Below are 24,761 nucleotides of genomic sequence, written 5' to 3'. Positions count from 1 at the left end.
AAGCTCTAGTTAAAATTCTGCTTCCATGTGGTGGTGCTCATCAATTAGCGGACCTCCATTAATAATCTGTTCCGATGCCTCAGCAGAGAATTTCTCGAAGTTGAGGTGGAAAGAATGTGCCAGCTGAATTGACTTTTGAATATAGGCTCCTTTTTGCAGCCAGGTATTGATTGGGTTCAGCATTTCGATAGGCACATTAGGACAATATTTAGGCATATAAAGACCAAATATTGGGTGCATTTCAAATTCTACGTTTTCAAGTTCACCTTTTAGGATAGAAGTGATCATGGCACGGGTATATTTCAGTTTGATCCTTGATCCCACTCCAAATGGTCCTCCGCTCCATCCGGTATTCACAAGCCATACGTTAACTCCGGACTCTTTCATCTTTTTGCTCAGCATTTCAGCATACACAGTTGGGTGTAGCGGCATGAATGGAGCTCCAAAACAAGCAGAGAAGGAAGGTACAGGCTCAGTAATTCCGGCTTCTGTTCCGGCAACTTTTGCTGTATATCCAGAAATGAAGTGGTAAGCGGCCTGGCCCGGAGTTAGTTTTGAAACCGGAGGCAGTACTCCAAAGGCATCACAGGTAAGGAAGAAAATATTTTTAGGATTCTTGGCATAAGAAGGCCACTGAATACCTTCTATGTGTTGTAGCGGATAACTTACACGAGTATTTTGAGTGATGGTTGCATCAAAAAAGTCTACTTCTTTAGTGCCTTTTTTGAAGATCACGTTTTCAAGTAAAGCCCCTGGTTTAATTGCGCGATAGATATCTGGTTCAGATTCTTCGGTAAGGCCAATAACCTTGGCATAACAACCACCTTCAAAGTTAAAGATCACATCTTCTGATGTCCATCCGTGCTCATCATCTCCAATAAGCTTACGATCGGGATCGGCAGAAAGCGTAGTTTTTCCTGTTCCTGAAAGTCCGAAGAAAATGGAAGTATCTCCTTCCTGTCCTACGTTGGCAGAACAGTGCATAGGCAGCACATCTTTTTCAACCGGTAGTATAAGGTTAAGAGCAGAGAAAATTCCTTTTTTCATTTCTCCTGTATAGGCAGAACCTCCTACAAGCGCAACCTTTCTGGTAAAGTCAAGAATACTAAAGTTTCCCTGGCGTAAACCGTACTTGGCAGGTTCGGCCTCAACATAACCGGGAGCACATAGTACCAGCCATTCTTCAGAAAAATCTTTAAGTTCTTCTTCCTTAAGCCTTAAAAACATATTCTTTACAAAGAATGCAGACCATGGGTATTCGGCAATGGTACGCACATTCATTCGGTAATCTGGGTGTGAACACACATAACCGTCATGAACGTAAATTTCTTTACCAGATAGGTATTCGGTAACTTTATCGTACAGCAATCCGAAGTTTTCTGAAGATAAAGGTTTATTGATATTTCCCCACCACACTTTGTCTTTGGTGTAATCGTCTTTTACCAAAAAGCGGTCCTGTGGAGATCTACCGGTAAAAGTTCCTGTATTGACACTAAGGGTGCCATTTTCAGTTTCGGTACCCATTCCCTTACGTACAGCGATTTCCTGAAGTTCTTCTCCAGAAAGGTTCCAGTTCACTCTACAGTTTTTCAACCCGTATTTATCGAGGTTTGTGGCTTGAGGTCTTTCTAAAACATTTTTCATGATCTAAATATTGAGTGGTTATAAATGGTGCCATAATCTATGGCGGTAATAAAGTTTATGTTCTCACCAGCAGTGAGAAAGTTGGTGTTCCTGCTTTTGCTTAATCAAGCACCAGTAATGGAACATTTGAGTGCAGTGTGAGCAATCTTGTAAGACGGCCTGGAGAAGCTTCATCACCCGGTAAGTGGGTTTTTGGCATAATGGCCAGCATATCCATATCGTTCTTTTTAATGTAATTCAAAATTCCAGCTTCAATGTCTTCACTTTCATGGAAGGTGTGGTGAGAATAGAACATTTCAAGAAAATAGTTGAGGGTAGTTTCATTGCTCTCATCATCTTCGCTGTAACCCATTGCCATCTCCTGTTGTTGTATGGTTAAAACATGAACCTGCGCCTTGTGTTTTCTTGAAACATCAAGCAATACATATAAAGGAGACCTGTCGGCAATCTTTTCATTACCCAAAGAGAGGATAATACTTTCAAGTCTAAATTTTTTGTATTTCTCCGGAATCACCAAAACCGGAAGATCGGCTTCCTGTACCAGGCGTGAAGTGGTGGTTGCCACATTTTCTTCTTCGAGGTTGGCACCTCTGGTTCCCATCATAATAATATCAACCTTTAACTCTTTTTGAAGCTGAATGATAGAGGAAACCAATTCGCCGGTCTGCACCAGGGTATAGATCTCGGGAGAGAGCGGTTTTTTATATTTTTTGATGATTTTTTTAAAATTCTCACGTATAGCATTAACGTCAGCACCTTCTTCAGTTATATTGAGTAGGAATAAATTAATTAACGGATCCTTATCTGCAAATTTCACAGCATAATCCAAAGCATTTTTAGATACTTCAGAAAAATCGAAGGGGATTAGGATATTTTTCATGGCTTTAAAAATTGCGGAAACTGCCGTACACATTTCCTGATTTATATTACCTAAAGATACCTCTATATAAAGCCTACCAATATGACAAATATCATTTGCATAATGAAAGAAATCAACATTTTAGCATCGAAAACGATTGCAGGTTTTGCAATTTTATTACTGAAGAAAAATGGGTGTCAAAAATGTCATTTTTGGCACCTCAGTAAATTTATATTTCCCCTAAAAATTCTGAAATGTTCACCAGTAATTCTCCTGAAGCCAGAAAAGATTTAGCCCCAATTTTCTTCGGAAGAAATTCCTTCCGAAGATCAAACTAAGCATGTGTAGATAATTATTGTCCTAAAACTGATGTGAAAGAAGTGCGTTACTTCTGAAGGTTTTCGTTTTTCCACTCTTTAAGCTGAAGCTCTTTACCATCAAAAACTCCATAAGTGTAGAAATTGATCCAATCTCCCAGGTTCATATAGGTAGCATCTTCCTGAAGGCTGATATCTAACGGCAGGTGGCGGTGACCAAAAATAAAGTAATCGTAATGTTGTGTTTCCAGCTTTCGGCGGCAGTATTGAATTAGCCATTCCTTTTCTTCTCCCAAAAACTGCACATCCTCTTCTCCCGAAATTGCCTTGTTCTTTACCGAAAAGTACTGCGCCAAAGGCACGCCCAAATCGGGATGCAGCCACCTGTACAGCCATTTTGAAAGCGGGTTGGTAAACACCTTTTTCATGCGCTTATAGCCTTTGTCTCCCGGCCCAAGTCCGTCACCGTGACCAATAAGGAACTTTTTGTCATTGAAAACAAACTCCTTCGGCTTTCTAAATACCGGGATATCGAGTTCCTTTTCAAAATAATCATCCATCCAGAGGTCATGGTTACCTACAAAGAAATATACAGGAATACCCCTGTCTCTCAACTGGGCGAGTTTTCCCAAGGTTCGCACAAATCCTTTTGGAACTACATGTTTGTACTCAAACCAGAAATCAAATAAATCTCCCAGGAGAAAAATAGCTGCAGCATCCTTGCTTACGTGCTCAAGCCAGGCCACGAATTTTGCTTCCCTGGGGCGGCTTTCTTCGGCCGTTGGTGCTCCCAGGTGGTTGTCACTTGCGAAATAGATCTTTTTACCCTCGGGTATCTGCATGCTAAGGATTTGCCGGTAAAGATAGTTTTAAAATTTCCGAAGTTAAAATCTTCAGAAAAAATGCCATCACACAGCGCTGTACTTGGGCATTTTATTAATTAAAAGTATCTTTAAAACAAACAGTAAATAATGAGCCAGCTAATTACCGGAATACATCATGTCACTGCCCTTGCGGGTGAACCACAAAAAAATCTTGATTTCTATACGGGAGTCCTGGGGCTGCGCATGGTCAAGAAAACAGTAAACTTTGATGCCCCCAATGTTTACCACTTTTATTATGGCGATGAACAAGGCCAGCCAGGATCTATCATGACCTTCTTTCCTTATGAAGGGATCAAAAAAGGCCGCCCTGGCAAAGGCATGCTCAACATCACCACATTTTCGGTGCCTGCAAATTCTCTTCTGTTTTGGGAAGAGCGTCTTAAAAAGTTCAATATCGACTTTAAACCTGCGCAAGACAGGTTTGATGGCGAGGCGGTGATTTATTTTGAAGATCCCGACGGGCTGGGGCTGGAGCTGGTTTTTAATGAGCGCGACGACAGGCCGGGATGGACCTATGGGCAAATTCCGATGGAGCATTCCATCCGCGGGTTCTACAGCGTAGAAATATGGCAGGAAGGTTATGAACGCACTGCAGGTTTACTGCAGGAAGTTCTTGATCACAAATTAATTGCCGAAAAAGGAAATCGCTTTCGCTTTGCGGCTACAGATGCACCGGGAAATTACGTAGACATTCTATGCAGACCCGATGCATTGCGGGGCCTTGGCGGCGGCGGCACGGTACATCACCTTGCTTTTTCTACAGCAAATAAAGAAAGTCAGTTAGGGGTTAGGGAGAAGCTGGCCAGTTCGGGTTATAACCCCACGCCGGTATTAGATCGCCAATACTTTGAATCTATTTACTTCAGGGAACCCGGAGGCGTTTTATTTGAAGTAGCCACAGCCGAACCCGGTTTTGCCATTGATGAACCGCAGGATACGCTGGGGCAGGAGCTTAAACTTCCGCCGCAGTATGAATCGCGCAGGGAACTGATAGAAAAAGCCGTAAAACCGGTAAACCTCAACCCTTCAAAATTTTAGACATGTTACACCAAAAAGATTTCAAGTATAACGGAACTCCTCTAAAAGATGCAAAAAAAGCACTTATCATGGTGCATGGCAGGGGCGGCTTTGCCGAAGATATCCTGGCAGTGGCCGATCATCTTAAAATAGAAGATTTTGCCCTGGTTGCGCCACAGGCTTATAACAACAGCTGGTACCCGCTCTCTTTTATGGCCCCGGTACAACAAAATCAGCCGTGGCTGGATTCGGCTGTAGAGATGCTTCAGCTTTTGGAAAAGGAACTCAATGATGAGGGCATAGCTTCAGAAGATATCTATTTCTTCGGATTTTCACAGGGAGCCTGCCTTACGCTCGAGTATGTAACGCGAAATGCCAAAAGGTACGGCGGGGTAATTGGGATTATTGGCGGACTTATAGGCAAAGAAATCAACACCGGAAATTACCTTACAAATTTTGAAGGCACGCCGGTTTACCTAGGCACCAGCGATCCCGATGCGCACGTACCTGCCGAAAGGGTGCAACAAACTGCAGATATTCTAAGGAACAAAAATGCACAGGTGGAGCTACAAATTTTCCCCGATGCCGGGCACGTGATCTTACCTGAGGAACTGGGCCGGGCCAATAATTTTATCTTCGGGTATTCGGGGATGAAAAATGAAAAACCTTAAAGGTTATCTGAAGCATACCATTCGGCATAAGAAGTCTCGGTCTCCTGTAATTTCAGGGAGAAAAGCTTAATATGCTCTGGCAGGCGGCTCATTATTCTTTCAGCAAAATCCTGGATCATATTCTCACTGGTAGGTTGGTATTCAACAAGAATGATGTTGTGGCCTCTCTTTTGTAATTCTTCTGCCAGCTCAACATGAGGCGTGTTCTTGTTAAAAACAGTAGCATGATCAAATTTATCAACGATCTCCTGTTTTACAATTTTTTTGAGGTCACCAAAGTCTATGACCATTCCCAGCTTCACGTTATCCTCATCTTTTATGGGCTCTCCCTGCACTGTTACCCCTAATTTATAACTATGCCCGTGCACGTTCTTACACTTGCCGTCATAGCCAAAAAGGGCGTGGCCTGCCTCAAAAGAAAATTGTTTGGTGATGCGAATAGTTGCCATACTTTAATTTTGGGCAAAGATAGAGCTTGGCTACACGAAATTTAACTATTCAGCCTAAAAAATTATAAATCTTTGCTTTGAAGACCACGTAAAAAATGGGAAATTCAAACGTACATTTGCACGCCTAAAATAATGACATTGGAAATTATAGAGAACCCGGTTTATGAAAAGATCATTACAGATCTTTCTGAGCAGCAATATTCTATTGTTGAAGATTTCTTCAGCCCCGAAGAAGTCCTGGAGCTGCGCAATTCCCTGCTGCACAAATATGAAGAAGACAACTTCAAAAAGGCTGCGATAGGAAACCGAACCAATGAAATTATAGCAAAATCTATTCGTGGGGATTTTATTCTATGGTTAAATGAAGCTGAAGCAGCACAAGCCGAAAAAGCCTTTTTTAGAAGGATCAACGATTTTGTAGATTACCTTAACCGCACCTGCTTTACCGGCATTCTACACAAAGAATTCCATTATGCGCTATATCCCGAAGGCACCTTCTATAAACGACACCTGGACACCTTTCAAAATGACGACAGGCGAAAACTCTCTATGGTGTGTTACCTCAATGAGCAGGACTGGCAGCCAGAGTATGGAGGAGAACTTGTTATTTATAACAATGAAAATGGCGTGGAAGTTCCAAAAAGTATTTACCCTTTCCCCGGAAGAATGGTCATTTTTGAAAGCCAGATCCTGGAGCACGAAGTAAAACCGGTAAAAACCGAAAGACTGAGCATTACAGGCTGGTTGAAGACCCGCTAAAACCTACTTCCTGAATTTTTTATACAATACCACCACGATTAACAAAATTGCGAGGAGCAGCCAAAAGCCATAGCCGCTTAAAAACCTCAGCAGGTCAAAAGTTTCCTCATTTACGGGGAGATCTTCCTGCATTAGCGTTCATTTCTTTTGCGCCAGGCATACCTCGCGTAGAAAAATATGCCTAAAATGATAAGGATGCCCACAAGGTACATCCATTGGTCTTCAAGGAAATTCTCTAAAGAAAATCCATAGCCTTCCCTTTCACTTGCGGGTTGATCTTTTGGTATATGTTCCTGCTGAAAATTCATACTGCCTGCATTTTAGGTGTCAAAAATGACATTTTAGCTGATGCTTTTTTTCTTTCTGAAGAAAGCAAGATAAAGAATAACAGCCAGAATCACCACGGCTGCGGTCACTACTTCCCAAAAATTAGAACCTACAAAATAACCTACTTCATAGCCTACCTGGAAAGCTTTTGTTTTCTCTATCTCCTGAAAGAGCACTACATTCATTAATTCCATATTATTTTCTGAATTTTGATAAAGCGCTTCGTGTAAATTCTGAAAGCACCAATTCTCCCGAAATTGCCGCACGTTCCTGAAGCAAAGAATCCCAGCTCCTGGTTCCTTCCCACAGCACTTTCTTCATTTCCAGAAGGGCAGCAGGATTGTAAGAAGCCAGTTTTTCTGAAAAGAATTCCAGTTCCTTATCCATGTCCCCTGTGTTTTCAAAAACCCGGGCATAAAGACCTTTTTCCTTTGCCCAATAAGCATTTTTCCACTCATGCGCTGCAAGGGTAAGTTCGGCAAGGGCAGCCACCCCCATTTTTCGCTCAATTGCCGGGGCAATGACAAAGGGCCCGATTCCTATACTTAGTTCAGATAATTTTATTGCGGCATGTTCAGTAGCAAAACAATAATCGCAGGCTGCTGCCAGGCCTACCCCGCCGCCCACGGTTTTTCCGTGAATACGGCCAATAATCAGTTTTTTACAGCTGCGCATAGCATTGATCACATTGGCAAATCCCGAAAAAAAAACTTTCCCCTGCTGCATATTCTCTACCGCTAAAAGTTCATCAAATGATGCCCCGGCACAAAATGCCCTGTCTCCTTCAGCTCTTAAAATGATGATCTTTACCTCATCATCATCTGACAGTTTATGCAGTTCCTTTTCAAGTCTTTCTAACAGTACTCCGGGAAAAGAATTACTTGCCGGGTGCCCAAATTCAAGAGAAGCAATCCCGTTAACAATGTTGGTGTATAAACTTCCATTCTCCCTGTTCGTGGTCATTTTTTTATTCTTTCCCGTAAAGTTACATTTTTTATTTTCAGTCCTGTATCTCTAGGTTTCTTTGTACAAATATTTCCTGCGGAATTTTATCACCAGCGCACTGCTTCTAATAAGCATCCATACAAAGAAAGCGATCCAGATGGCGTGGAGTTTTAATCCGAAGTAATCGCCTATGAGCAGCGCCGGGGTAAAACCAAGAAAGGTAGCTGCCAGCAACACATTCCGAAGATATTTTGCTTCCCCCAGCCCTTTAAATATTCCGTCGAACATAAAAGCAATGGCATTCACTGGCTGCATGAACAGTACCATCCAGAAAACAGAAGTGAACAGCAGCAGCACAGGCGCTTCTTTGCTGAAGATCAACCCTATTTCTTCATAAAACAGCGCACAAATCCCGATTAAAAAAACAGCGATGATGACAGAATATTTGCTGATCTTTTTGCTCAACTGCCATAAGCCATTGTAATCCCTTGCTCCCAGGAGTCGGCCGCCCATGGCATTTCCGGCATTGGCATAGCCATCAATAAAGAAACTGAAAAAGAGCCAGATGTTCATGAGGATACTCTGGGCAGCAATATAGTTTTTACCGTAATCTGTCGCATAGGCATTAGCCAGGTAAATGGCGAAATTTAAAGCCGCAGTACGCACAAAAAGGTTGCCGCTCATTAAAAGCAGGGCTTTCATCTGCGGATTGATGGTGCGGCTAAGGCCCAGGTGAAAAGGCGTTTTTTTAAAGAAAAAATACAATGCCATGACCAGCATGACCAGTTGCGCAATAACACTGGCATAAGCGGCGCCTTCAAGATGCATGGCGGGAATCCAGCCCTCTATGCCATAAACCAGCATAAAATCGAGGCCCACATTTAGAACCGCGCCGGTGAGACTGCATTTCATGGCCCACAACGTGTTTTGGAGCCCACGAAAAACACCAAAGAGAGCGAAGGTGACCAGGGTGAGTGGGTAGCCTATCGCACGAATTTGATAATAATCGGCAGCATAATTCAAGACCTTTCCTTCAGCATTATAAGCGCTAAAGATCGCGGCAGCAAAGTAGGCTGTCACGGCATAGATCAACAGACTAAGTAAAAAGTTAAAAAAAATAGCTTGTGGTACCAGTGTTTTAACTGCATGAATGCGGTTTGCACCAAAATGCTGTGACACCAAAGCCGAAATAGCGGTTTTAGTTTGGGCTACGATCCAGATAATAGCCGAAAGAAATGAACCAACAATTCCTGCTGCGGCAAGAGCTTCAACAGGATCCTGGTCTACATTACCAATAATGGCAATATCGGTTAAGGAGATAAGAGGTTCTGCAATGCCTGCGATTATTGCAGGAATTGCAAGCCGATTGATATTTTTGAAGTTCACTACAGCCATTACTTTATCACTTTTTCATAGCAGTAGAAAGGGGCTTCACTTTGCTTCGGAAAATAAATATTCCCCAGCCTTTTGTAGCCCCGGGCTTCGTAAAATTTTTGATTTCGCTGGTTCTGGCTGAAGGTATCCAGTCTTACTGAATCATAGTTGTGCTTACGGGCAAAATCTTCAGCAAAATCCATAAGCCTACGCCCATGCCCGCTGCCCCACTTCTGCGGATTGGTAGCCAGGCGGTGTACGTAAAGATTATTGCCGCTGGGGGTGAGCCATGCTATAGGCAGGTACTCTTCATCTATGGTAGGCGTCAAAACAATAATCCCCTCAATCTCTCCCTCTTCTTCAAGCACATACAATTCCTCCTGTAAAATGTCATTTTTGAGCCGCTCTAAAGAAGGATAAAATTCATTCCACTGCAGGATCCCTTTTTTCTGCATGGCGTGGGCACAGGCTTCGGTGAGGCTTTTAATGGTCGCTAAGTCCTGGTATTTGGCTGTTCTTATCATGTGAGAAAGGCTTCTCAACAAAAATAATTTTATAGAAAGAAATAAAGGCTTTAAACATTGGAATATATTTTATAAATTTGCCCTCATCAATGGGGGATTAGCTCAGCTGGCTAGAGCGTTTGGCTGGCAGCCAAAAGGTCATCGGTTCGACTCCGATATTCTCCACAAAAAACCACCGTTTCGCGGTGGTTTTTTCGTTTTCGGGTGTTCCTAACTGCTTAGCGTATATAAAGACCTCACAGGTTTTCAAAACCTGTGAGGTCTACAGTTATGTCGGGTAAGTTATCTGATAGGTCATGGTACGATCAATTAACCTTGACTAAAACACCTTCCAAAAATGCCATTTTTGACAGGTTACTTTTTAATGAATTCAGTAGCTTTTTTTATGATCTTCTCCATGGCCGGCGGGAGGTCTTCGCGTTCCCACGGATGTGAAGCCTCAAAAACATGATCGCTGCCATCAAGTAGGAACAACTCCGATTGTGATGACCATTCATGCAATTGACGGGCGTTATCTACAGCAACTGTAGGATCATTGGTGCCGTGAACCACGAGATAGGGAATATTGAGCTTTTCCGCCGACCTGGCGATATTCAGTCGCTCTTCATTTTGTTTAAAATCTTCGTAAAAGTCGAACAGGTGCGGCATTTTCTGCTTGGTGCGGGAATTTTCTATATAAGAGATTCCTTTTTGTTTCCAGGCCTCCAGTTCTTCCCCTTTTGGAAAGCGGTCTTCAAAGTCACTAACTGCTGCAAGAGTAATGAGCTTTTGGATACGGGGGTCTTCAGCAGCTTTAACCACCGCAATACCTCCGCCGCGGGAGTGGCCCATCAAAGTGAGACGGGAAAGATCGGCCCGGTTAGCGTAAGGGAAATCTTCACTGCTTATCCAGTCAATTAAAACTTTAAGATCATCGAGCTCTTTGGTGTACGTGTTCTCTCCAAAAGCGTCTAAATCGGGGAAATCTATAGGGTTTTCAAGAGTGCCGCCATTGAAGGCAAAATTAAACTTTACGAACAGGAAGCCATTTTGGGCAAATGCGGTTGCCATCAGGTTCCAGGCGCCCCAGTCTTTGAAGCCTTTATAACCATGACAGAACAATACTACCGGTTTCTGCCCCTCTTCTTCCGAAGAAAATACATCTGTTGGAATTGGCCGCCCGTGCAGGCCCGGAAGGCTTATATTCTTTTGCTTTTTTACTACCATGAATGTTGTTTTATTTCTTTTTCAACAAAAGGAACTTCGGGATCACATATCTCTAAAATAAGGTTTTTAAGCTGAATTTTAAATTCTGCAAGGGTATCTGAAGTTATATTAATGTCTTTTTTGGCACCATATCCTTTTTTGTCTTTTTTACAGAACTGAAGGAATCCTGCTTTCAGATTTTTGAAGGAAATAATCCCTGCTTCAAGATCTTGTGGAAGTGGCGAATCTTCGTTCATCATAAGCGCATAAGTGAGTATCTGAAATGGCTTGCTGTACTTGTCATAATCTAAACTGATCTCTTCCCAGTCTACTACCTCAACTTTGTTTTGTTCAACCTTACCGGTTTTATAATCAATGATGCGCATCTTGCCGTTGAATTCATCAACACGATCTACAGTTCCCTTTAAAAATACAGGAAAATCGAGCTCTTCAATGGGAATCTGCACCTTCAGCCTGTCTTCTATTTTCAGGATCTTTATAGTATTCCCTTCTTTTATGTGAACAATCTCTGATCTTAAAAAGTTGCGCACATAGCGGCGTGCAACTTCAAAAATAAGCAGGTTTTGCCCATTGTTGAGGGGCGCTTTGGTGTAGTGCTCCCTAAACTGTCTTTCAATTTCGGCATTGCTGTTGTCAAGGGCTTCTTCGAGCTTTTCAACAGTGACCTGCTCCTCGAGCATATTTCTGTAAAAAACCTCGAGGGTATCATGCACTACAGTCCCCAGGGTATTATAGGCGACTGTTTCTTCTACCTCTTCGCGCTCCCTTATTCCCAGAACATACTGTTTATAAAAATCTAAAGGATTCCTGATATAGGTGGTGAGCGCCGATGGAGAAAATCCTTCTGCCGCTCTTGCCTTGAGCATTGCAATGACTTCTGCCGACTTGTGTACGGTTTTAAGTTGAGCCGACACGGGTGGAACTACGGGGCTAATATTGAAGTTCTGTATGTTGTGATCTTTCTGGGCTTCCATTTCAAGCTGCAGTAAAAAACGGCTTTTTTCACCCGCATTGAGTCCGTCACTTTCAGTATTGTACAGCAAATGCACCTGTTTTGCCCGCTGTAGTAAATGGTAAAAGTGATAGGTATAAACAGCGTCTTTTTCTTTATAAGTGGGCAACTTATAAGCGCATTTAAGATCAAAAGGGATAAAGGAATTACTGCTTTTTCCTGCCGGAAGCACTCCTTCATTTACCGAGGTAAGGATTACATTTTTAAAATCGAGCACTCGCGACTCGAGCATCCCCATAAGCTGTAGCCCTGAAAAAGGTTTCCCACGGAAGTCGACCGTCTTTGAAGACAGGAAATCTTTGTACACAGAGAACAGGATCTTAATGGAATCTATGTAGGGATATTCTGATACAAGGTTGTTTATCTGGTTAAGCAACAAATGCAGCTGATACAGGAACTCGAGGGTAATTTTATCGCGGTCACTATCCATACGATCTTTAAAGATCATGATCAACCCCTGAAGATTCTGTAAAGCAATTTTCGGATCATTTTTCCAATCTCCAAAGCAGGCAGTGAAAAGCGGTTTAAACTCGGTGGGGACAGCTTTAAACAGGTCCTCTTCTTTTATATAGACCAGGTTCTCCTTGCGGATATTTTCCAGCAACCGGCGCGAAAATCCACCTGTCACCTGTTGTACCAGCGGGTGGCTGAGCACCAGCATAAGATCTTTGTAATAGTGAGTGCCATCGCCCTGCACCGTATGTATTTTAAGCAGGTGTTCAAGAAGGAAAGCAACAGGGGCATTTTGCAGTGCAAAGCCCATGGTAATATTTACCTCCTCTACATTGGGCGGCAGGGAATTCAACACCGGGAGCAGCAGGCTTTCGTCGCCAAGAACCACGGCGGTTTCCTTTAGTTCTTCAGGCGAAAGCTTAGACAATAATTCTCCCACATACTTGGCCTGCCCAATATTTTTGGGAACGCCAATCATCTTTATATCCTTGGGTTCACTATACGAGCGGGAAATAAACTGTGGCTTATGGTTCTTAAAATAGGGCCAGGATTTGAGATAATTCCGTAGAAAAAGTGAAACATCATGCTGCTCATCCTGAAGAAAGACTTCATCTATATCCCAGAATACTTCAGCTTTACCGGCTTCAAGAAGAAACTGAAAAATATTTTGTTCCGCAGTATTTAACGCATTAAAACCTATAAATACAAATGGCCCGGCTACTCTCCCGGCATATTCAGAAATTCTTTCAGAAGCCCTTCTGTAGACCATTCCCTGATAGGCCAGCTCCTTCTCTTCAAGCTGCTTTTGGAGTGCCTCATAATAGTCGGGAAGTTTATTCCAGAAGAGCAGGTAGTTCTCCATGAGTGGAGTTTTCTCTTCCTGAAGGTACCAGTGGTTCATTTCCTGGATATCACCCAGGTAACCAAAAAACGTTTTATAGTCTATAAGATAGCGGTCAATTTCGTTGAAATCGTAGAGCAGCGTTTGCGCCCAGGCAGAGAAAGTTTCAAAACTTTCACATTGATCTTTTGGCGTACAGGCCCGGTAAGCGGAATAAAATTCAAAAAGGGCTGTGATATTATCAATAGATTTAAGCCCTGCTATTTCTTCGGAAAAGTCTTCAATACTCAACACCCTGGGAGCAAACATAGGCTTTGAAGAAAGGCGGGAAAGCCTGTTCACCAGGCTGGCACCTGCTCTTTTACTGGGCAGGATAAATGTGGTTTCAGAAATGTTTGCGTTTCGGGATAGTAACTCCTGAAGCACCTGTTCAATAAATGATATCATGCCTTAAAAATAAAAAACGCCCCGGTCAAACCGGGGCGTTTTTCTAAATAAATTTAGTGAAAGTCAGGTTACATTCCGCCCTGATTATCTCTCATCTCTTTTTCTTTATCTAAAGATATCTCTACCCTTCTGTTTTCCTGTCTTCCTTTAGCAGTGCTGTTAGAAGCGATTGGTTGAGATTCACCATATCCTTCAGAAGTTAATCTGCTAGAAGGAATACCAGTGTTTTCAAGGAAAGTTTCTACAGATTGTGCTCTTTCTCTGGATAGTTTTTCATTGTAAGATTCACTACCAGTGCTATCTGTGTGTCCTCCAATATGGAAAATTGTGTTAGGATATTCTTTCATGATATCGGCGATAGCCTGAAGAGTTTCTTCTGACTCAGATCTAATTGTAGCTTTATCAAGATCGAAAAGAATAGTTCTTGAGTATTCATTCAATTCTTCGATTACCTCTACAGTTGGTTCAGGACATCCGTTGTTTGCAGCAGTTCCTGCTACTTCTGGACATTCATCATCTTTGTCTAGCACTCCATCGTTATCCATATCTTCCCATGGACATCCGTTGTTTTCTTTTGGACCTGCTTCGTTTGGACATTCGTCCTCGCTATCTTTAACTCCGTCACCATCGGCATCTGGACATCCGTTCAATGCAGCAAGACCGGCTACAGTAGGACATTCATCCTGAGGATCGGCAATACCATCACCGTCTGTATCTGGGCAACCGTTAAATTGTGCAAGACCTGCTTCATTAGGACATTCGTCCAACCTGTCCTGTATCCCGTCACCATCAGAGTCAGGACAACCGTTGAATTGTTCTAATCCGGCTACTTCAGGACACTCATCATCCTTATCGTAGATACCATCTCCGTCAGTATCCTGTCCTCCAAAGGCAAACTTAATTCCTGCTGCGTGTTGGAAGTGAGAGTTCATATCATCGTCAAATCCATGCTTGTAGATAGTTTGGACTGAAAGGGCAAGATTATCTGTAAACCAGAAATTGAAACCTACAGTTCCATCAAGAGTTGCGAAGCCTTCTTCGTCAATCCAGGTGTAACCCCCACCAACTCCCACAATAGGATCTAACCAACCTGCGTTGGCGTCATTACGAAAGCTGTAGTTGAAGGTACCGTCAAGACCGTAATACATTAGGTCATCCCATCCTTCATCTCCATATTTACCGATTTGGTTAACCGAACCAGCTGCTTCAAAATAGAACCCTGCGCCAATGTTACGGGCAACAGAGATTCTAGAAATACCTGCAAGTACATTCCAGTGATCTCCGGTGTTGAAGAATTCATCAAAATACCCCCCTAGAGGTGCGTCTTCACCTGTAGGATAAAAATCCACTGCGTTTACTCCTATTCCAATAGCCCATGGATTATTGTCATCCTGCGCCTGCATAGTGCTGAAGCTCAGAATGCATAGTGAAGCCAATAATAATCTGTTTAGATGTTTCATATTGCTGAGTTTAATATTTTAATTAGTTAGCAGAAACAAAAGTAGACCGATATTCAGTATTAACAAAGCCCAATTTAATAAAGTTTTCTTAATAAGACTGGCATTTGGAGCAGTTACAAAGGATTTACAACATAATTATTTTGCGAAAACCTTAAAATATTAACAATTTTTTAGGTTTTGCTGTTGTGTTATTCTGCCCTGTAAAAAGCTTTCCTAAAGTATCTGATATAAAGGATGAAGAAGCCCGAAATGGATGTAAAAAAGGTGTTCCTAGACAGAAACACCTTTTTTATTTTTAACCTTATTTAATGATATCAAGCTCTTTTCCCACTTTTTTAAAGGCGGCAATAGCTTTATCAAGGTGTTCCTGAGTGTGGGCAGCCGAGAGCTGTACCCTTATTCTCGCTTTTCCTTTAGGCACTACAGGGTAGAAGAATCCAATTACATAGATCCCTTCCTCTAAAAGCCTGTCGGCCATTTTTTGTGAAAGTTTTGCATCATAAAGCATTACCGGTACAATGGCAGCTTTCCCGTCAATGATTTCAAATCCGGCATCTTTTATACCTTTTTTGAAGTATTTTGTATTTTCCTTGACCTTGTTCCTAAGAGAGTCGTCTTTAGATAACATATCAAAAACCTTGATAGAAGCTCCCACAATAGCCGGAGCCAGGGAGTTGGAGAATAGATATGGCCGCGATCTTTGACGCAAAATTTCTATAACCTCTTTTTTGGCCACAGTATATCCGCCCATTGCACCTCCCAGTGCTTTCCCGAGGGTTCCGGTAATAATGTCTATGCGCCCAAGCACTCCTTTCTCTTCGAGAGTACCAATCCCGTCCTGACCAATAAATCCTGTTGCGTGGCATTCATCTATCATAACCATGGCATCATACTTTTCGGCAAGATCGCAGATCTTATCAAGGGGTGCCACCAGCCCGTCCATGGAGAATACACCATCGGTAACAATAATTTTAAACCGCGCTCCTTTTTCATTAGCTGTTTTAAGCTGCGCTTCAAGCTCTTCCATATTTCCATTTTCGTAACGGTAGCGAGCTGCCTTACACAACCTTACCCCATCAATAATGGAAGCGTGGTTGAGGGAATCAGAAATTATAGCGTCTTCAGCAGTCAAAAGTGGCTCAAAAACACCCCCGTTCGCATCAAATGCAGCAGCATAAAGTATGGTATCATCCATCCCGTAGAAGTGGGCAATCTTGCGCTCCAGTTCTTTATGGATATCCTGGGTACCGCATATAAACCGTACACTAGACATTCCGAAGCCATGCGTATCCATAGCGTCTTTTGCTGCCTGTATCACTTCTGGGTGTGACGAGAGCCCAAGGTAATTGTTGGCACAAAAATTCAGAACCTTTTTACCACCTTCAAGAGTGATCTCAGCGCCCTGTGGTGAAGTAATGATCCTTTCTTTTTTATAAAGGCCTTCTTCTTTAATATTGTTTATTTCCTTTTCAAGGTATTCCTGCATTTTTCCGTACATAGTGACTGGTTTTTTTACAAAATTACATTCTTTTTACACAAAAGTTACTTCAATCTGGTCGTTTATATAAACCAGGATCTTGTTTTCAATTTCAAAATTCATCTTTTCTAAAATATCGGCATATTGCGATATCTGCGCCTTGTGTTTTGGATCTGCTGCACCTGTCTTGTAGTCAATAATATTCACCTTATTACCAGAAAAAATAAGTCTGTCGGGTCTTAAGAGAGCGCCGTCTTCAGAAATTATTTCCCGCTCATTATAATTCACCACGTCATTTGTAAAATATTCCCTTAACGCGCTATGGCCTGTAACTTCTAAAATTGATCTTTTAAGTTCTTCTTTTTCTTCGGAAGGAAAAAGTCCGTCATTTTTGGCATTTTCAAGTACCCGCTCCACATCTGCTTCCGTATCTATTTTAGCAAAAAGATCGTGGATAAGCTGACCTTTCTCGATGGCCTTTTGCTGTTTCGTATTCCACATGAGACCTGACCGCGTGATGATCGAAATACCATTGCCCTCGGTTGGGGAAGAAAAGAAACTTTGCTGCTCAAAGGTATTAGCCGGTTTTTTTTCTTCGGAAATTACTTCATGCATATTTCCGAAGTGGTACTCATTACTGTCATTCCACTTCCCTATAGACCGCAAATAGGATATAAACAAGCCCGAAATGCGATTGGTATTTTCGTTCCCCTTCTTGTCCAGGTCCATTTTTGAAATGATATACAACTGATGTTCGGGGCGTGTCATAGCCACATACAGCACATTGAGCGCATCAAGCTGACTATTACTACTCAACTCATTATAAATTTGAGGTGCCTCACCTTCCCATTCTTTCATCTTATCGGCTGCACGCAGGTAAGCAATTTCTACGTTGGTATCGAGTTCTTCGGGCAATTCTATCCAAAAATGTTCCCTGGCCGTGTCATTTATCTGGGTATTGGCAAAAGGATAGATTACCACAGGAAATTCCAGTCCTTTAGCTTTATGTATGGTCATTATTTGCACTGCATTTTCACCTTGTGGTACCACAATGCTCAGTTCGTCTTTCTTTCGTTCCCACTGTTCCAAAAAGGTGAAAAATGCGACCCCTTCGGTACTGGAAATTTCATAAACAAAATCGAGATAGAACTGCAGGTAAGCATCAGACACGGCCTCTAGCGAGAAAGCCCTGATTATATATTCAACCGCCTCATAAACCGACATTGCAGTAGCTGCCACGGGCGAAAAATTGATCCCGTTTTTTTCCAGAGCTTCAAAAAATTCCTCTCCTTCAGGCTTTAGATGCTCTTCCAAAAATTGAAAATCGTTGTCTACTTCAATAGTTTCAGTCAAAAGATAATCGAGGATCTCAAATTTGAGAGACCTGTCTCCGGGATCGAGGCAGTACTGCAAAACTGCCGTAATAAACCTGATTTTTGGAGAACGGTTTATGAGTAAGCTTTCCGCAGAGATAACGGGAATAGCATGTTCACTCAGGTAATTGGCTACAGCGATACTCTCCCGGCGTGTTCGGGTAAGGATACAGATATCTGAAAGTGCCCGGCCCTGTTCCTGCAATTCCGTAATAATTTCAAGCACCCTTATGGGGTACGCCTCCATTTCTTCGGAAGCATTTTCAGCCTCTATAAAGGAAATGTTCACATAACCTTCTTTGGAGCTCACAACGCCCTGGCCGCTGTTAAGAAAAAGGTTTTTATGGGTTTCATTCAGAAAAAATCCTGAAGCATATTTAAAGAAATCGTTATTAAACTCCACAACGGTCCTGGCACTCCTGTAATTATTTGGCAGCACCAGCATTTCCAGGTCTTCAACGCTAAACGGATGCCGCTTTTGGCATAGCTCCATAAATTGTTCGGCTTTACCGCCACGCCACCTGTAAATAGACTGTTTTGCATCTCCTACCAGCGTGAGCGAACCAAATTCGCCGGCCGGATGCTCAATAGAAAGTGTATTGTCAACAAGCGGGATCAAATTTTCCCACTGTAACTGGGAGGTATCCTGAAATTCATCAATAAAATAATGACGGTACCGATCTCCCAGCCTCTCATAAATAAAAGGTGCGGGCTGATCTTTAACTGCTTTACCTATCGTGGCGTTGAATTCTGAAATTAAAACCAGCGAATTTTCAGCTTTTATCTCTTCAATCTGTGCCTGTATGGCATTTAAAAGAGACAGCGGCACGAGGTTCTTGTCTACCGCTTCAAGGAACTGTATGCTGGTAATGTAATTTTTTACCTGATTGTACAGTGCGACAATTTGCGGCTGAAGGCTATCGAGAACCTGCTTTTTGGCTGCATCAAGTTTAGATGCATAGAGCGCTTTTTCAGCAAGATCCCTTTGCCAGCCTGCGGAAAAGTTAACGTTAAAATCCCCTTTTTGAAGCTTCAGAAAAAATTTTGGACAATAGCCGCCACTAAAACATCCATTGTCAAGATTGTTTTCATCCAGTAACTGGAAAAAGTCATTTGCCGTGTCAATAACAGCACTTTCCAGATTTTTCTGTTCCTGAATGATCTTCTTTTTGAGATCTTCAAAATCGCCCGGCTTCTTTGTCTTTAGGATCTCCAGAAATTTGCTACTGGTTTCTTGTGTGAGCAATCGGCCAATGGCAAAAAGGTCACGGGCTATGTCCCAGCTCTTATCGTCATCTGTGCGGGAGAGCACAAAATTGACCAGAATCCGGGTAATGGCTTTGTCTTTTCCGGCTTTACTTATAAGCCTGTCTACCGCCTCCCCAAGCACTTCATCGGTTCTAAGTTCCACTTCAAAATTGAGTGGCAGCCCGAGGTCTTTGGCAAAGGTTCTCAAAACCCGGTGGGTGAAGCCATCTATAGTAGAAACTTCAAACGCGGCATAATTGTGAATTATATGCTTTAGGATATCACTGCTTTTCTTCTGAATGATCTCTGGCGGCTTTCCAGTGTCTTTGGAAAGCACCATGAGCAAGTCTTCTTCTTTCCTGGTGCGCCTGGGGTTGGCAAGCCCGTGCAGGCTCTCAATTATGCGCGATTTCATCTCCCCCACAGCCTTATTGGTAAAGGTAATGGCAAGAATATTTTTATAGCTGTCTATTCTTGGCGAAGACAGCAGAAGTAAAAGATACTGTTTTACAAGGGTATAGGTCTTTCCCGAACCAGCCGAAGCGTCGTAAATTCTGAAGATGTTAGCGTCCTTCAAATTTTTTTTACTAAAGTAAGAAATGCATCTTAATTGACCTGCTCATGCCGATCCATTAGCTGGAAAAAATGCATAAAAAAATGAGATTATTCTAAGTAACTGTAAACTAACTTTTTTAAAAAGCTACATCTTTAAGGATTTTATAACATTTTATAATTCTTATTAAAGAGGTTTATCTCTAAATTTGAAGTTGACCTAATTAATAATAAAAACGATTTAACTATGGCTTTCGAGTTACCAAAATTAAAATATGCATTTGACGCATTGGAGCCTCACATTGACGCAAAAACAATGGAGATCCACCACGATAAACATCACGCAGGATACACCAGCAAATTAAATGATGCTGTAAAAGGCACAGATATGGAAGGGAAGAATATTGAGAATATTCTCAATAACCTTGACATGGATGATAAAGCTGTCCGCAACAATGGAGGGGGATATTTTAACCATAACCTTTTCTGGGAGATCATGGGACCTAATGGTGGTGGAAAGCCACAGGGAGACCTGGCCTCTGCAATAGACAAAGACTTTGGATCTTTCGAAGCTTTTAAAGATGAGTTCTCTAAAGCAGGTGCTACACAGTTTGGATCTGGTTGGGCATGGCTTTGCGTGCAGGAAGGTGGCAAGCTTGAAGTATGTTCTTCAGCAAACCAGGATAATCCTTTAATGCCCGGAGTAGGTTGCGGCGGATATCCAATCCTTGGAATGGACGTTTGGGAGCATGCTTATTATTTAAAGTATCAAAACCAACGTCCCGCTTATATTGATGCGTTCTTCAATGTGATCAACTGGGAAGAAGTTTCCAAAAGATATGCACAACATAAATAATTAAGGTCTCACATTAGAGATTTTAAATAAGACAGGAGGCTGTCTTAAAAGCTAACTTTAAAAGTTTTTCTGAATTAGTGGATCTATCTTGAATAGGACCAAACTTCAGGCAGACCAAAAAAGGCTTTTAAGGCAGCCTTTTTTTGCAGAATATCGCGCATAAAAAAAGGTGGAAATCTCCACCTTTTTTTGCCCCAAATCTACCATGAACTTAACCTACTTATGTTATGGCTTTACTAAAGTAGCTAAACATCTCATTATCAGAAACTTTTTTAGATGAAGTACAGGGAAAATTGTTGAAGAGCAAATAGGCGGTATGTGCTGTAAGAATTCAGCAACAATATTAACAGAAGGTCGCGCTAATTTACCTCAACGTCTTTCAATTTTAGCTGTAGCGTGATATTGCCTTGAAATTCATTCTCTTCGATACAATAGGCAGCCTTGACCTTTTTCCCTTCACTTACCAGCTCGCACTTCTTCCCCAAATCAAAACCTATGGCACCATAGCTGCGATCATTTCCTTTCTGATAAAACCTAGCTTTGAGGTGCCTGTCATCTCCACCTACACAGCGGGCGTAACCTGTATCCCGCAAATTTTTTGACATAAAAACAGGAGACATATTGCCGGGTCCAAATGGTGCAAACTGTTTAAGGATCCTATGGAACTTATCTGTAATATCACCGAGTTCTATTTCGGCATCGATCTGAATTTCGGGAGTTAGCAAGCGGGGATCTATTGTAGCCGAAACCACTTCTTCAAATTTTCTCTTGAAATTCTCATACTGGTGAGAGAGCAGTGTTAAGCCCGCCGCATATTTATGACCTCCAAATTGTTCAATGAATTCACTGCAGCCTTCCAAAGCATCATAAACATCAAAACCACTGACAGAACGTGCCGATGCCGCAAGTTTTTCACCGCTGCGGGTAAACACCAGGGTAGGGCGGTAATAAGTTTCGGTAAGCCTCGAGGCTACAATCCCTATCACCCCTTTATGCCAGGTCTCCCGGTAAACTACTGTGGTCTTTCTCTCCTGTTCGCAAAGTTCGTCAATCTGGGCAAGTGCTTCTTCAGTAATTACTTTATCTGTCTCTCTTCGGCTCGTGTTGTATTCTTCAATTTCGGCTGCAAATATTTTTGCCTGCACACTATCTTCTTCAGTAAGCAGGTTAACGGCGTGTAGTCCGTGCTTCATCCTTCCGGCTGCATTGATGCGGGGCGCAACTATAAAAACCACATCTGTAAGGGTGAGTTGTTCCTTCTTCACCTGTTCGAGGATCGCACCAATTCCTGCACGGGGAGCAACATTTATTACCTGCAGGCCATGATAGGCAAGTATCCGGTTTTCGCCGGTTACCGGCACTATATCGGCCCCAATAGCTGTAGCAACCAGGTCCAGGTATGGGATGAGCACTCCAAATGGCTCTCCCCGCTTTTGGTTTAGAGCCTGCAACAGCTTGAAGCCCACACCACATCCGCAGAGTTCCTTATAAGGGTATTCACAATCTTCTCTTTTAGGATCCAGTACAGCTACCGCCTTTGGTATTTCTGCCCCCGGCCTGTGATGATCACAAATTACAAAGTCAATGCCCTTTTCACTGGCATAGGCTACTTTTTCAATAGCTTTAATTCCGCAATCGAGGGCAATGATGAGGCTAATGTCATTATCGGCTGCAAAATCTATCCCTTTATAAGACACACCGTATCCTTCTTCATACCGGTCGGGGATATAGGTCGCAACGTTTGGGTAGATCCTTTTTAGATAAGAAGAAACCAATGCCACACTCGTGGTGCCGTCTACATCATAATCTCCAAAGACCATGATATTTTCCCCTTTTTGAAGGGCAAGCTCAATCCTGCTTACCGCTGCTTCCATATCTTTCATTAGAAAAGGATCGTGGAGGTCTTCAAGACTGGGGCGAAAGAACTTTTTGGCTTCTTCAAATGTTTCTATGCCGCGCTGAACCAGCAATGAAGCTATTGGTTTTTCTACACCTAAAGCTTCCTGCAGATGTTCAACTGTTGAAGGATCGGGTTTAGGTTTAAGTGTCCAGCGCATAGAGTTTTTTTTCAAAAATACTTATTGTTCTTTATTATTTACGTCCTACAAACCGGCCTCATCGAGAACCTGAAGGAAAATCTGACACCGAAATTTCACAGTTATAAAGATTCATTCAGCCAATTAATTATTTCTTTATTAATTTAATTGAAAATTATACTGAATGAAAAAGATCCTCTTATTCGCCATCGCACTGATATTCCTGGCCTGCGAAAATATAACTTCAGTAGAAACAGAAGCACCTGAAAAAACACTTTCCATTTCAAAAGCCGATACTCTTGAGCACCTGCTTTCAAAAGCAATACCCACTGAAGGTGGTTTCAGTATTTCGGAGCAGGCAGCACATGCGGTTCTGAGTGAAATTCAGCACCGCGAGCAAGGCATCTTCTATGTTTACGCTCCAGAAGCCGACTTTAACGGGATCGAAGTTGTAAAGATCAAAAGGGCTGATTCTAACGGAGCCGAAATTTTTTCTGAAACAATCACCACGCTCAAAATCGAGGTCGCAGAGTAGCTATTTATTCCCTGCAACAACAACCACAATCTCTCCTTTAGGAGGTTTGGTCTCATAGTGCGAAAGCACTTCAGCTGCTGTTCCCCTCACGGTTTCCTCATGTAGTTTGGTGATCTCCCGGGATACAGAAACCTGCCTGTCTTCTCCAAAGAATTCTTTTATCTGGCCCAGAGTTTTAAGAAGCTTGTGCGGCGATTCATATAATATTATGGTACGGGTTTCCTGCGCCAGCAATTCCAGCCGGGTTTGCCGTCCTTTTTTTACCGGTAAAAAACCTTCAAAAACGAATTTATCATTGGGCAACCCACTGTTCACGAGGGCTGGAACAAAAGCAGTGGCGCCGGGAAGACAATCTACTTCGAGCCCTGCTTCAACACAGGCCCGGGTGAGTAAAAATCCGGGGTCACTAATGGCGGGCGTCCCGGCATCACTAATTAACGCCACAGTTTTCCCATTCTGAATTTGCCGCACCACATTTTCTACCGTTTTGTGTTCATTGTGCATGTGGTGGCTCTGCATAGGTGTATTTATCTCAAAATGTTTTAGCAGTTTTCCGCTGTTGCGGGTATCTTCAGCTAATATGAGATCTACTTCTTTGAGAACCCTAAGGGCACGAAAAGTAATATCTTCAAGGTTGCCAATAGGCGTGGGCACAAGGTATAGTTTCGCCATAGAAACTTATTCGAAGTTCTTTTCAACTATAGCCAAAAACCTGCTTTCATAGTCTTCTTTTCCCTCCCAGTTATTATAATCGGGCTTGACCATGTTTGCAACAAAATTAAAGGCCTCTTCCTTAGTCCTTATAGTAATAAGTTGAGACAACACCCTGTTATAATCTGATGTACTCCCGTCAAAAAGGTGCTTTACAAAGGCCATTCTGTCGTTAAGTCCAATATTGATACCTTTCTTGAGCCTGTCATTGAGGGATTTTGGTTTTTCCTGGGCAGAACCCTGTCTTTTCACTGGTTCAAACTGCGGCAGGTTATCATAATGCACTCCCCCAATATCGCTCATATCATTCTTCTTGTAATTGCGCGGTTCTACATGTGCAAAGAGATCGTCAACCTGCTGAGTCTCCGGTGGCATCTGGGCCACAATATCCTTGATCTTTTCGGTATTTGGCTCGGTAATCTCTTCAGAATCGTTGTATTCAAGTCCGGTAGGGTTATACTCGTCCGGTTCTGGAGCATCTTCTTCCTGCACCGGCGGCACCGATTCCTTCTTTTCTTCGGAAGCTTTAACCGGAGCCTCTTTTTCTTTTGGAGCTTCTACTTTTTGAGCAGTTTTTACTACTTCCTGCTCTCTTATTTCTGAAGCCGTGTAGAGATTAGATTCGGTAAAATTGTAGACGGTAAGCTTTTCGTATAATCTCCTGGCAAGTTCTTTTAATTCCCCGGTCGCGACCTGGTCCTGATCTTTTAAAAGAGCAACTTTTTCGGCCAAAGCTACTAATTCCCCTTTCAATTGCTTTTTCATAACTTTCATTCTTGCAACC

General features: G+C 42.4%; 23 protein-coding genes and 1 tRNA gene. 6 read left to right on the top strand and 18 right to left on the bottom strand.

The window, feature by feature from the left end; all coding sequences use genetic code 11:
* Positions 1-9: 9 nt before the first annotated feature.
* From pckA to VS868_RS07930, 3 genes are all read right to left on the bottom strand, one after another.
* Complete coding sequence (pckA, locus tag VS868_RS07940) at positions 10-1,644, bottom strand: phosphoenolpyruvate carboxykinase (ATP) (protein WP_345599773.1); 1,635 nt, start codon at positions 1,642-1,644, stop codon at positions 10-12.
* Positions 1,645-1,744: 100 nt separating this feature from the next.
* Entirely contained in the window at positions 1,745-2,524 is a 780-nt protein-coding gene (locus VS868_RS07935; protein ID WP_266070869.1) for a universal stress protein, read from the bottom strand.
* Positions 2,525-2,888: 364 nt separating this feature from the next.
* Positions 2,889-3,662 carry a UDP-2,3-diacylglucosamine diphosphatase gene (locus VS868_RS07930; RefSeq protein ID WP_345599772.1) on the bottom strand — a complete coding sequence of 258 codons (774 nt, stop codon included), beginning with the start codon at positions 3,660-3,662 and terminating at the stop codon, positions 2,889-2,891.
* 129 nt (positions 3,663-3,791) lie between these two features.
* Here VS868_RS07930 and VS868_RS07925 point away from each other — a divergent pair, with 129 nt between their 5' ends.
* Positions 3,792-4,742 (top strand): ring-cleaving dioxygenase, encoded by a 951-nt coding sequence (locus tag VS868_RS07925; protein ID WP_345599771.1) that lies wholly within the window; start codon positions 3,792-3,794, stop codon positions 4,740-4,742.
* A 2-nt stretch (positions 4,743-4,744) separates the two neighbouring features.
* Entirely contained in the window at positions 4,745-5,392 is a 648-nt protein-coding gene (locus tag VS868_RS07920; RefSeq protein WP_345599770.1) for a dienelactone hydrolase family protein, read from the top strand.
* Here the strand turns inward: VS868_RS07920 and queD are convergent.
* Positions 5,389-5,841 carry a 6-carboxytetrahydropterin synthase QueD gene (gene queD, locus VS868_RS07915; protein ID WP_266070873.1) on the bottom strand — a complete coding sequence of 151 codons (453 nt, stop codon included), beginning with the start codon at positions 5,839-5,841 and terminating at the stop codon, positions 5,389-5,391. The two genes, VS868_RS07920 and queD, sit on opposite strands and share 4 nt — an antisense overlap.
* Before the next feature lie 132 nt (positions 5,842-5,973).
* Between queD and VS868_RS07910 the strand changes: the two genes are divergently transcribed.
* Positions 5,974-6,600, top strand: coding sequence for a 2OG-Fe(II) oxygenase (locus VS868_RS07910; RefSeq protein WP_266070874.1), 627 nt, complete (start codon positions 5,974-5,976; stop codon positions 6,598-6,600).
* 3 nt (positions 6,601-6,603) lie between these two features.
* On the opposite strand, the gene VS868_RS07905 is transcribed toward VS868_RS07910, so the two are convergent.
* From VS868_RS07905 to VS868_RS07880, 6 genes are read right to left on the bottom strand one after another with little or no spacing between them, the layout of a single operon-like run.
* On the bottom strand, positions 6,604-6,732 hold the full coding sequence (locus VS868_RS07905) for a hypothetical protein (protein ID WP_266070875.1): 129 nt from the start codon (positions 6,730-6,732) through the stop codon (positions 6,604-6,606).
* Positions 6,732-6,908 carry a hypothetical protein gene (locus VS868_RS07900; RefSeq protein WP_266070876.1) on the bottom strand — a complete coding sequence of 59 codons (177 nt, stop codon included), beginning with the start codon at positions 6,906-6,908 and terminating at the stop codon, positions 6,732-6,734. Before VS868_RS07900 ends, VS868_RS07905 begins: the two co-directional genes overlap by 1 nt.
* A 33-nt stretch (positions 6,909-6,941) precedes the next feature.
* A complete protein-coding gene (locus VS868_RS07895; protein ID WP_266070877.1) occupies positions 6,942-7,121 on the bottom strand; it encodes a hypothetical protein in 180 nt (59 codons plus the stop codon).
* Position 7,122: 1 nt separating this feature from the next.
* Positions 7,123-7,890 carry an enoyl-CoA hydratase/isomerase family protein gene (locus tag VS868_RS07890; protein WP_266070878.1) on the bottom strand — a complete coding sequence of 256 codons (768 nt, stop codon included), beginning with the start codon at positions 7,888-7,890 and terminating at the stop codon, positions 7,123-7,125.
* 51 nt (positions 7,891-7,941) lie between these two features.
* A complete protein-coding gene (locus VS868_RS07885) occupies positions 7,942-9,267 on the bottom strand; it encodes an MATE family efflux transporter (protein ID WP_266070880.1) in 1,326 nt (441 codons plus the stop codon).
* Complete coding sequence (locus VS868_RS07880; RefSeq protein WP_266070881.1) at positions 9,267-9,770, bottom strand: GNAT family N-acetyltransferase; 504 nt, start codon at positions 9,768-9,770, stop codon at positions 9,267-9,269. The genes VS868_RS07885 and VS868_RS07880 overlap by 1 nt, the downstream gene beginning before the upstream one ends.
* A gap of 91 nt (positions 9,771-9,861) precedes the next feature.
* On the opposite strand from VS868_RS07880, the gene VS868_RS07875 reads away from it, so the two are divergent.
* Positions 9,862-9,935 (top strand) — tRNA-Ala (locus tag VS868_RS07875).
* 189 nt (positions 9,936-10,124) lie between these two features.
* On the opposite strand, the gene VS868_RS07870 is transcribed toward VS868_RS07875, so the two are convergent.
* From VS868_RS07870 to VS868_RS07850, 5 genes are all read right to left on the bottom strand, one after another.
* On the bottom strand, positions 10,125-10,976 hold the full coding sequence (locus tag VS868_RS07870) for an alpha/beta hydrolase fold domain-containing protein (RefSeq protein WP_345599769.1): 852 nt from the start codon (positions 10,974-10,976) through the stop codon (positions 10,125-10,127).
* Positions 10,970-13,729: a PD-(D/E)XK nuclease family protein gene (locus VS868_RS07865; protein ID WP_345599768.1), complete on the bottom strand. Its 2,760-nt coding sequence runs from the start codon at positions 13,727-13,729 to the stop codon at positions 10,970-10,972. Before VS868_RS07865 ends, VS868_RS07870 begins: the two co-directional genes overlap by 7 nt.
* Before the next feature lie 68 nt (positions 13,730-13,797).
* On the bottom strand, positions 13,798-15,189 hold the full coding sequence (locus tag VS868_RS07860) for an OmpA family protein (protein WP_266070885.1): 1,392 nt from the start codon (positions 15,187-15,189) through the stop codon (positions 13,798-13,800).
* A gap of 301 nt (positions 15,190-15,490) precedes the next feature.
* Positions 15,491-16,687 carry a glycine C-acetyltransferase gene (kbl, locus tag VS868_RS07855; protein ID WP_345599767.1) on the bottom strand — a complete coding sequence of 399 codons (1,197 nt, stop codon included), beginning with the start codon at positions 16,685-16,687 and terminating at the stop codon, positions 15,491-15,493.
* A gap of 33 nt (positions 16,688-16,720) precedes the next feature.
* Positions 16,721-19,864, bottom strand: a complete 3,144-nt coding sequence (locus VS868_RS07850; RefSeq protein WP_345599766.1) for a UvrD-helicase domain-containing protein — start codon at positions 19,862-19,864, stop codon at positions 16,721-16,723.
* A 222-nt stretch (positions 19,865-20,086) separates the two neighbouring features.
* On the opposite strand from VS868_RS07850, the gene VS868_RS07845 reads away from it, so the two are divergent.
* Complete coding sequence (locus VS868_RS07845) at positions 20,087-20,695, top strand: superoxide dismutase (RefSeq protein WP_266070888.1); 609 nt, start codon at positions 20,087-20,089, stop codon at positions 20,693-20,695.
* 359 nt (positions 20,696-21,054) lie between these two features.
* Here the strand turns inward: VS868_RS07845 and recJ are convergent, their stop codons facing one another.
* Entirely contained in the window at positions 21,055-22,752 is a 1,698-nt protein-coding gene (recJ, locus tag VS868_RS07840) for a single-stranded-DNA-specific exonuclease RecJ (protein WP_345599765.1), read from the bottom strand.
* Positions 22,753-22,915: 163 nt separating this feature from the next.
* Between recJ and VS868_RS07835 the strand changes: the two genes are divergently transcribed.
* Entirely contained in the window at positions 22,916-23,266 is a 351-nt protein-coding gene (locus VS868_RS07835; RefSeq protein ID WP_345599764.1) for a hypothetical protein, read from the top strand.
* Here VS868_RS07835 and rsmI read toward each other — a convergent pair whose 3' ends face one another.
* Together rsmI and VS868_RS07825 are read right to left on the bottom strand one after the other, a co-directional pair.
* Positions 23,267-23,938, bottom strand: coding sequence for a 16S rRNA (cytidine(1402)-2'-O)-methyltransferase (rsmI, locus tag VS868_RS07830; protein WP_345599763.1), 672 nt, complete (start codon positions 23,936-23,938; stop codon positions 23,267-23,269).
* Positions 23,939-23,944: 6 nt separating this feature from the next.
* Positions 23,945-24,742 (bottom strand): hypothetical protein, encoded by a 798-nt coding sequence (locus tag VS868_RS07825; protein WP_266070892.1) that lies wholly within the window; start codon positions 24,740-24,742, stop codon positions 23,945-23,947.
* Positions 24,743-24,761 lie beyond the last annotated feature (19 nt).

This window comes from Salinimicrobium sp. 3283s, from assembly GCF_039602225.1.
Taxonomy (GTDB): domain Bacteria; phylum Bacteroidota; class Bacteroidia; order Flavobacteriales; family Flavobacteriaceae; genus Salinimicrobium; species Salinimicrobium profundisediminis.
This window is presented reverse-complemented; position numbering and strand designations above follow the sequence as displayed.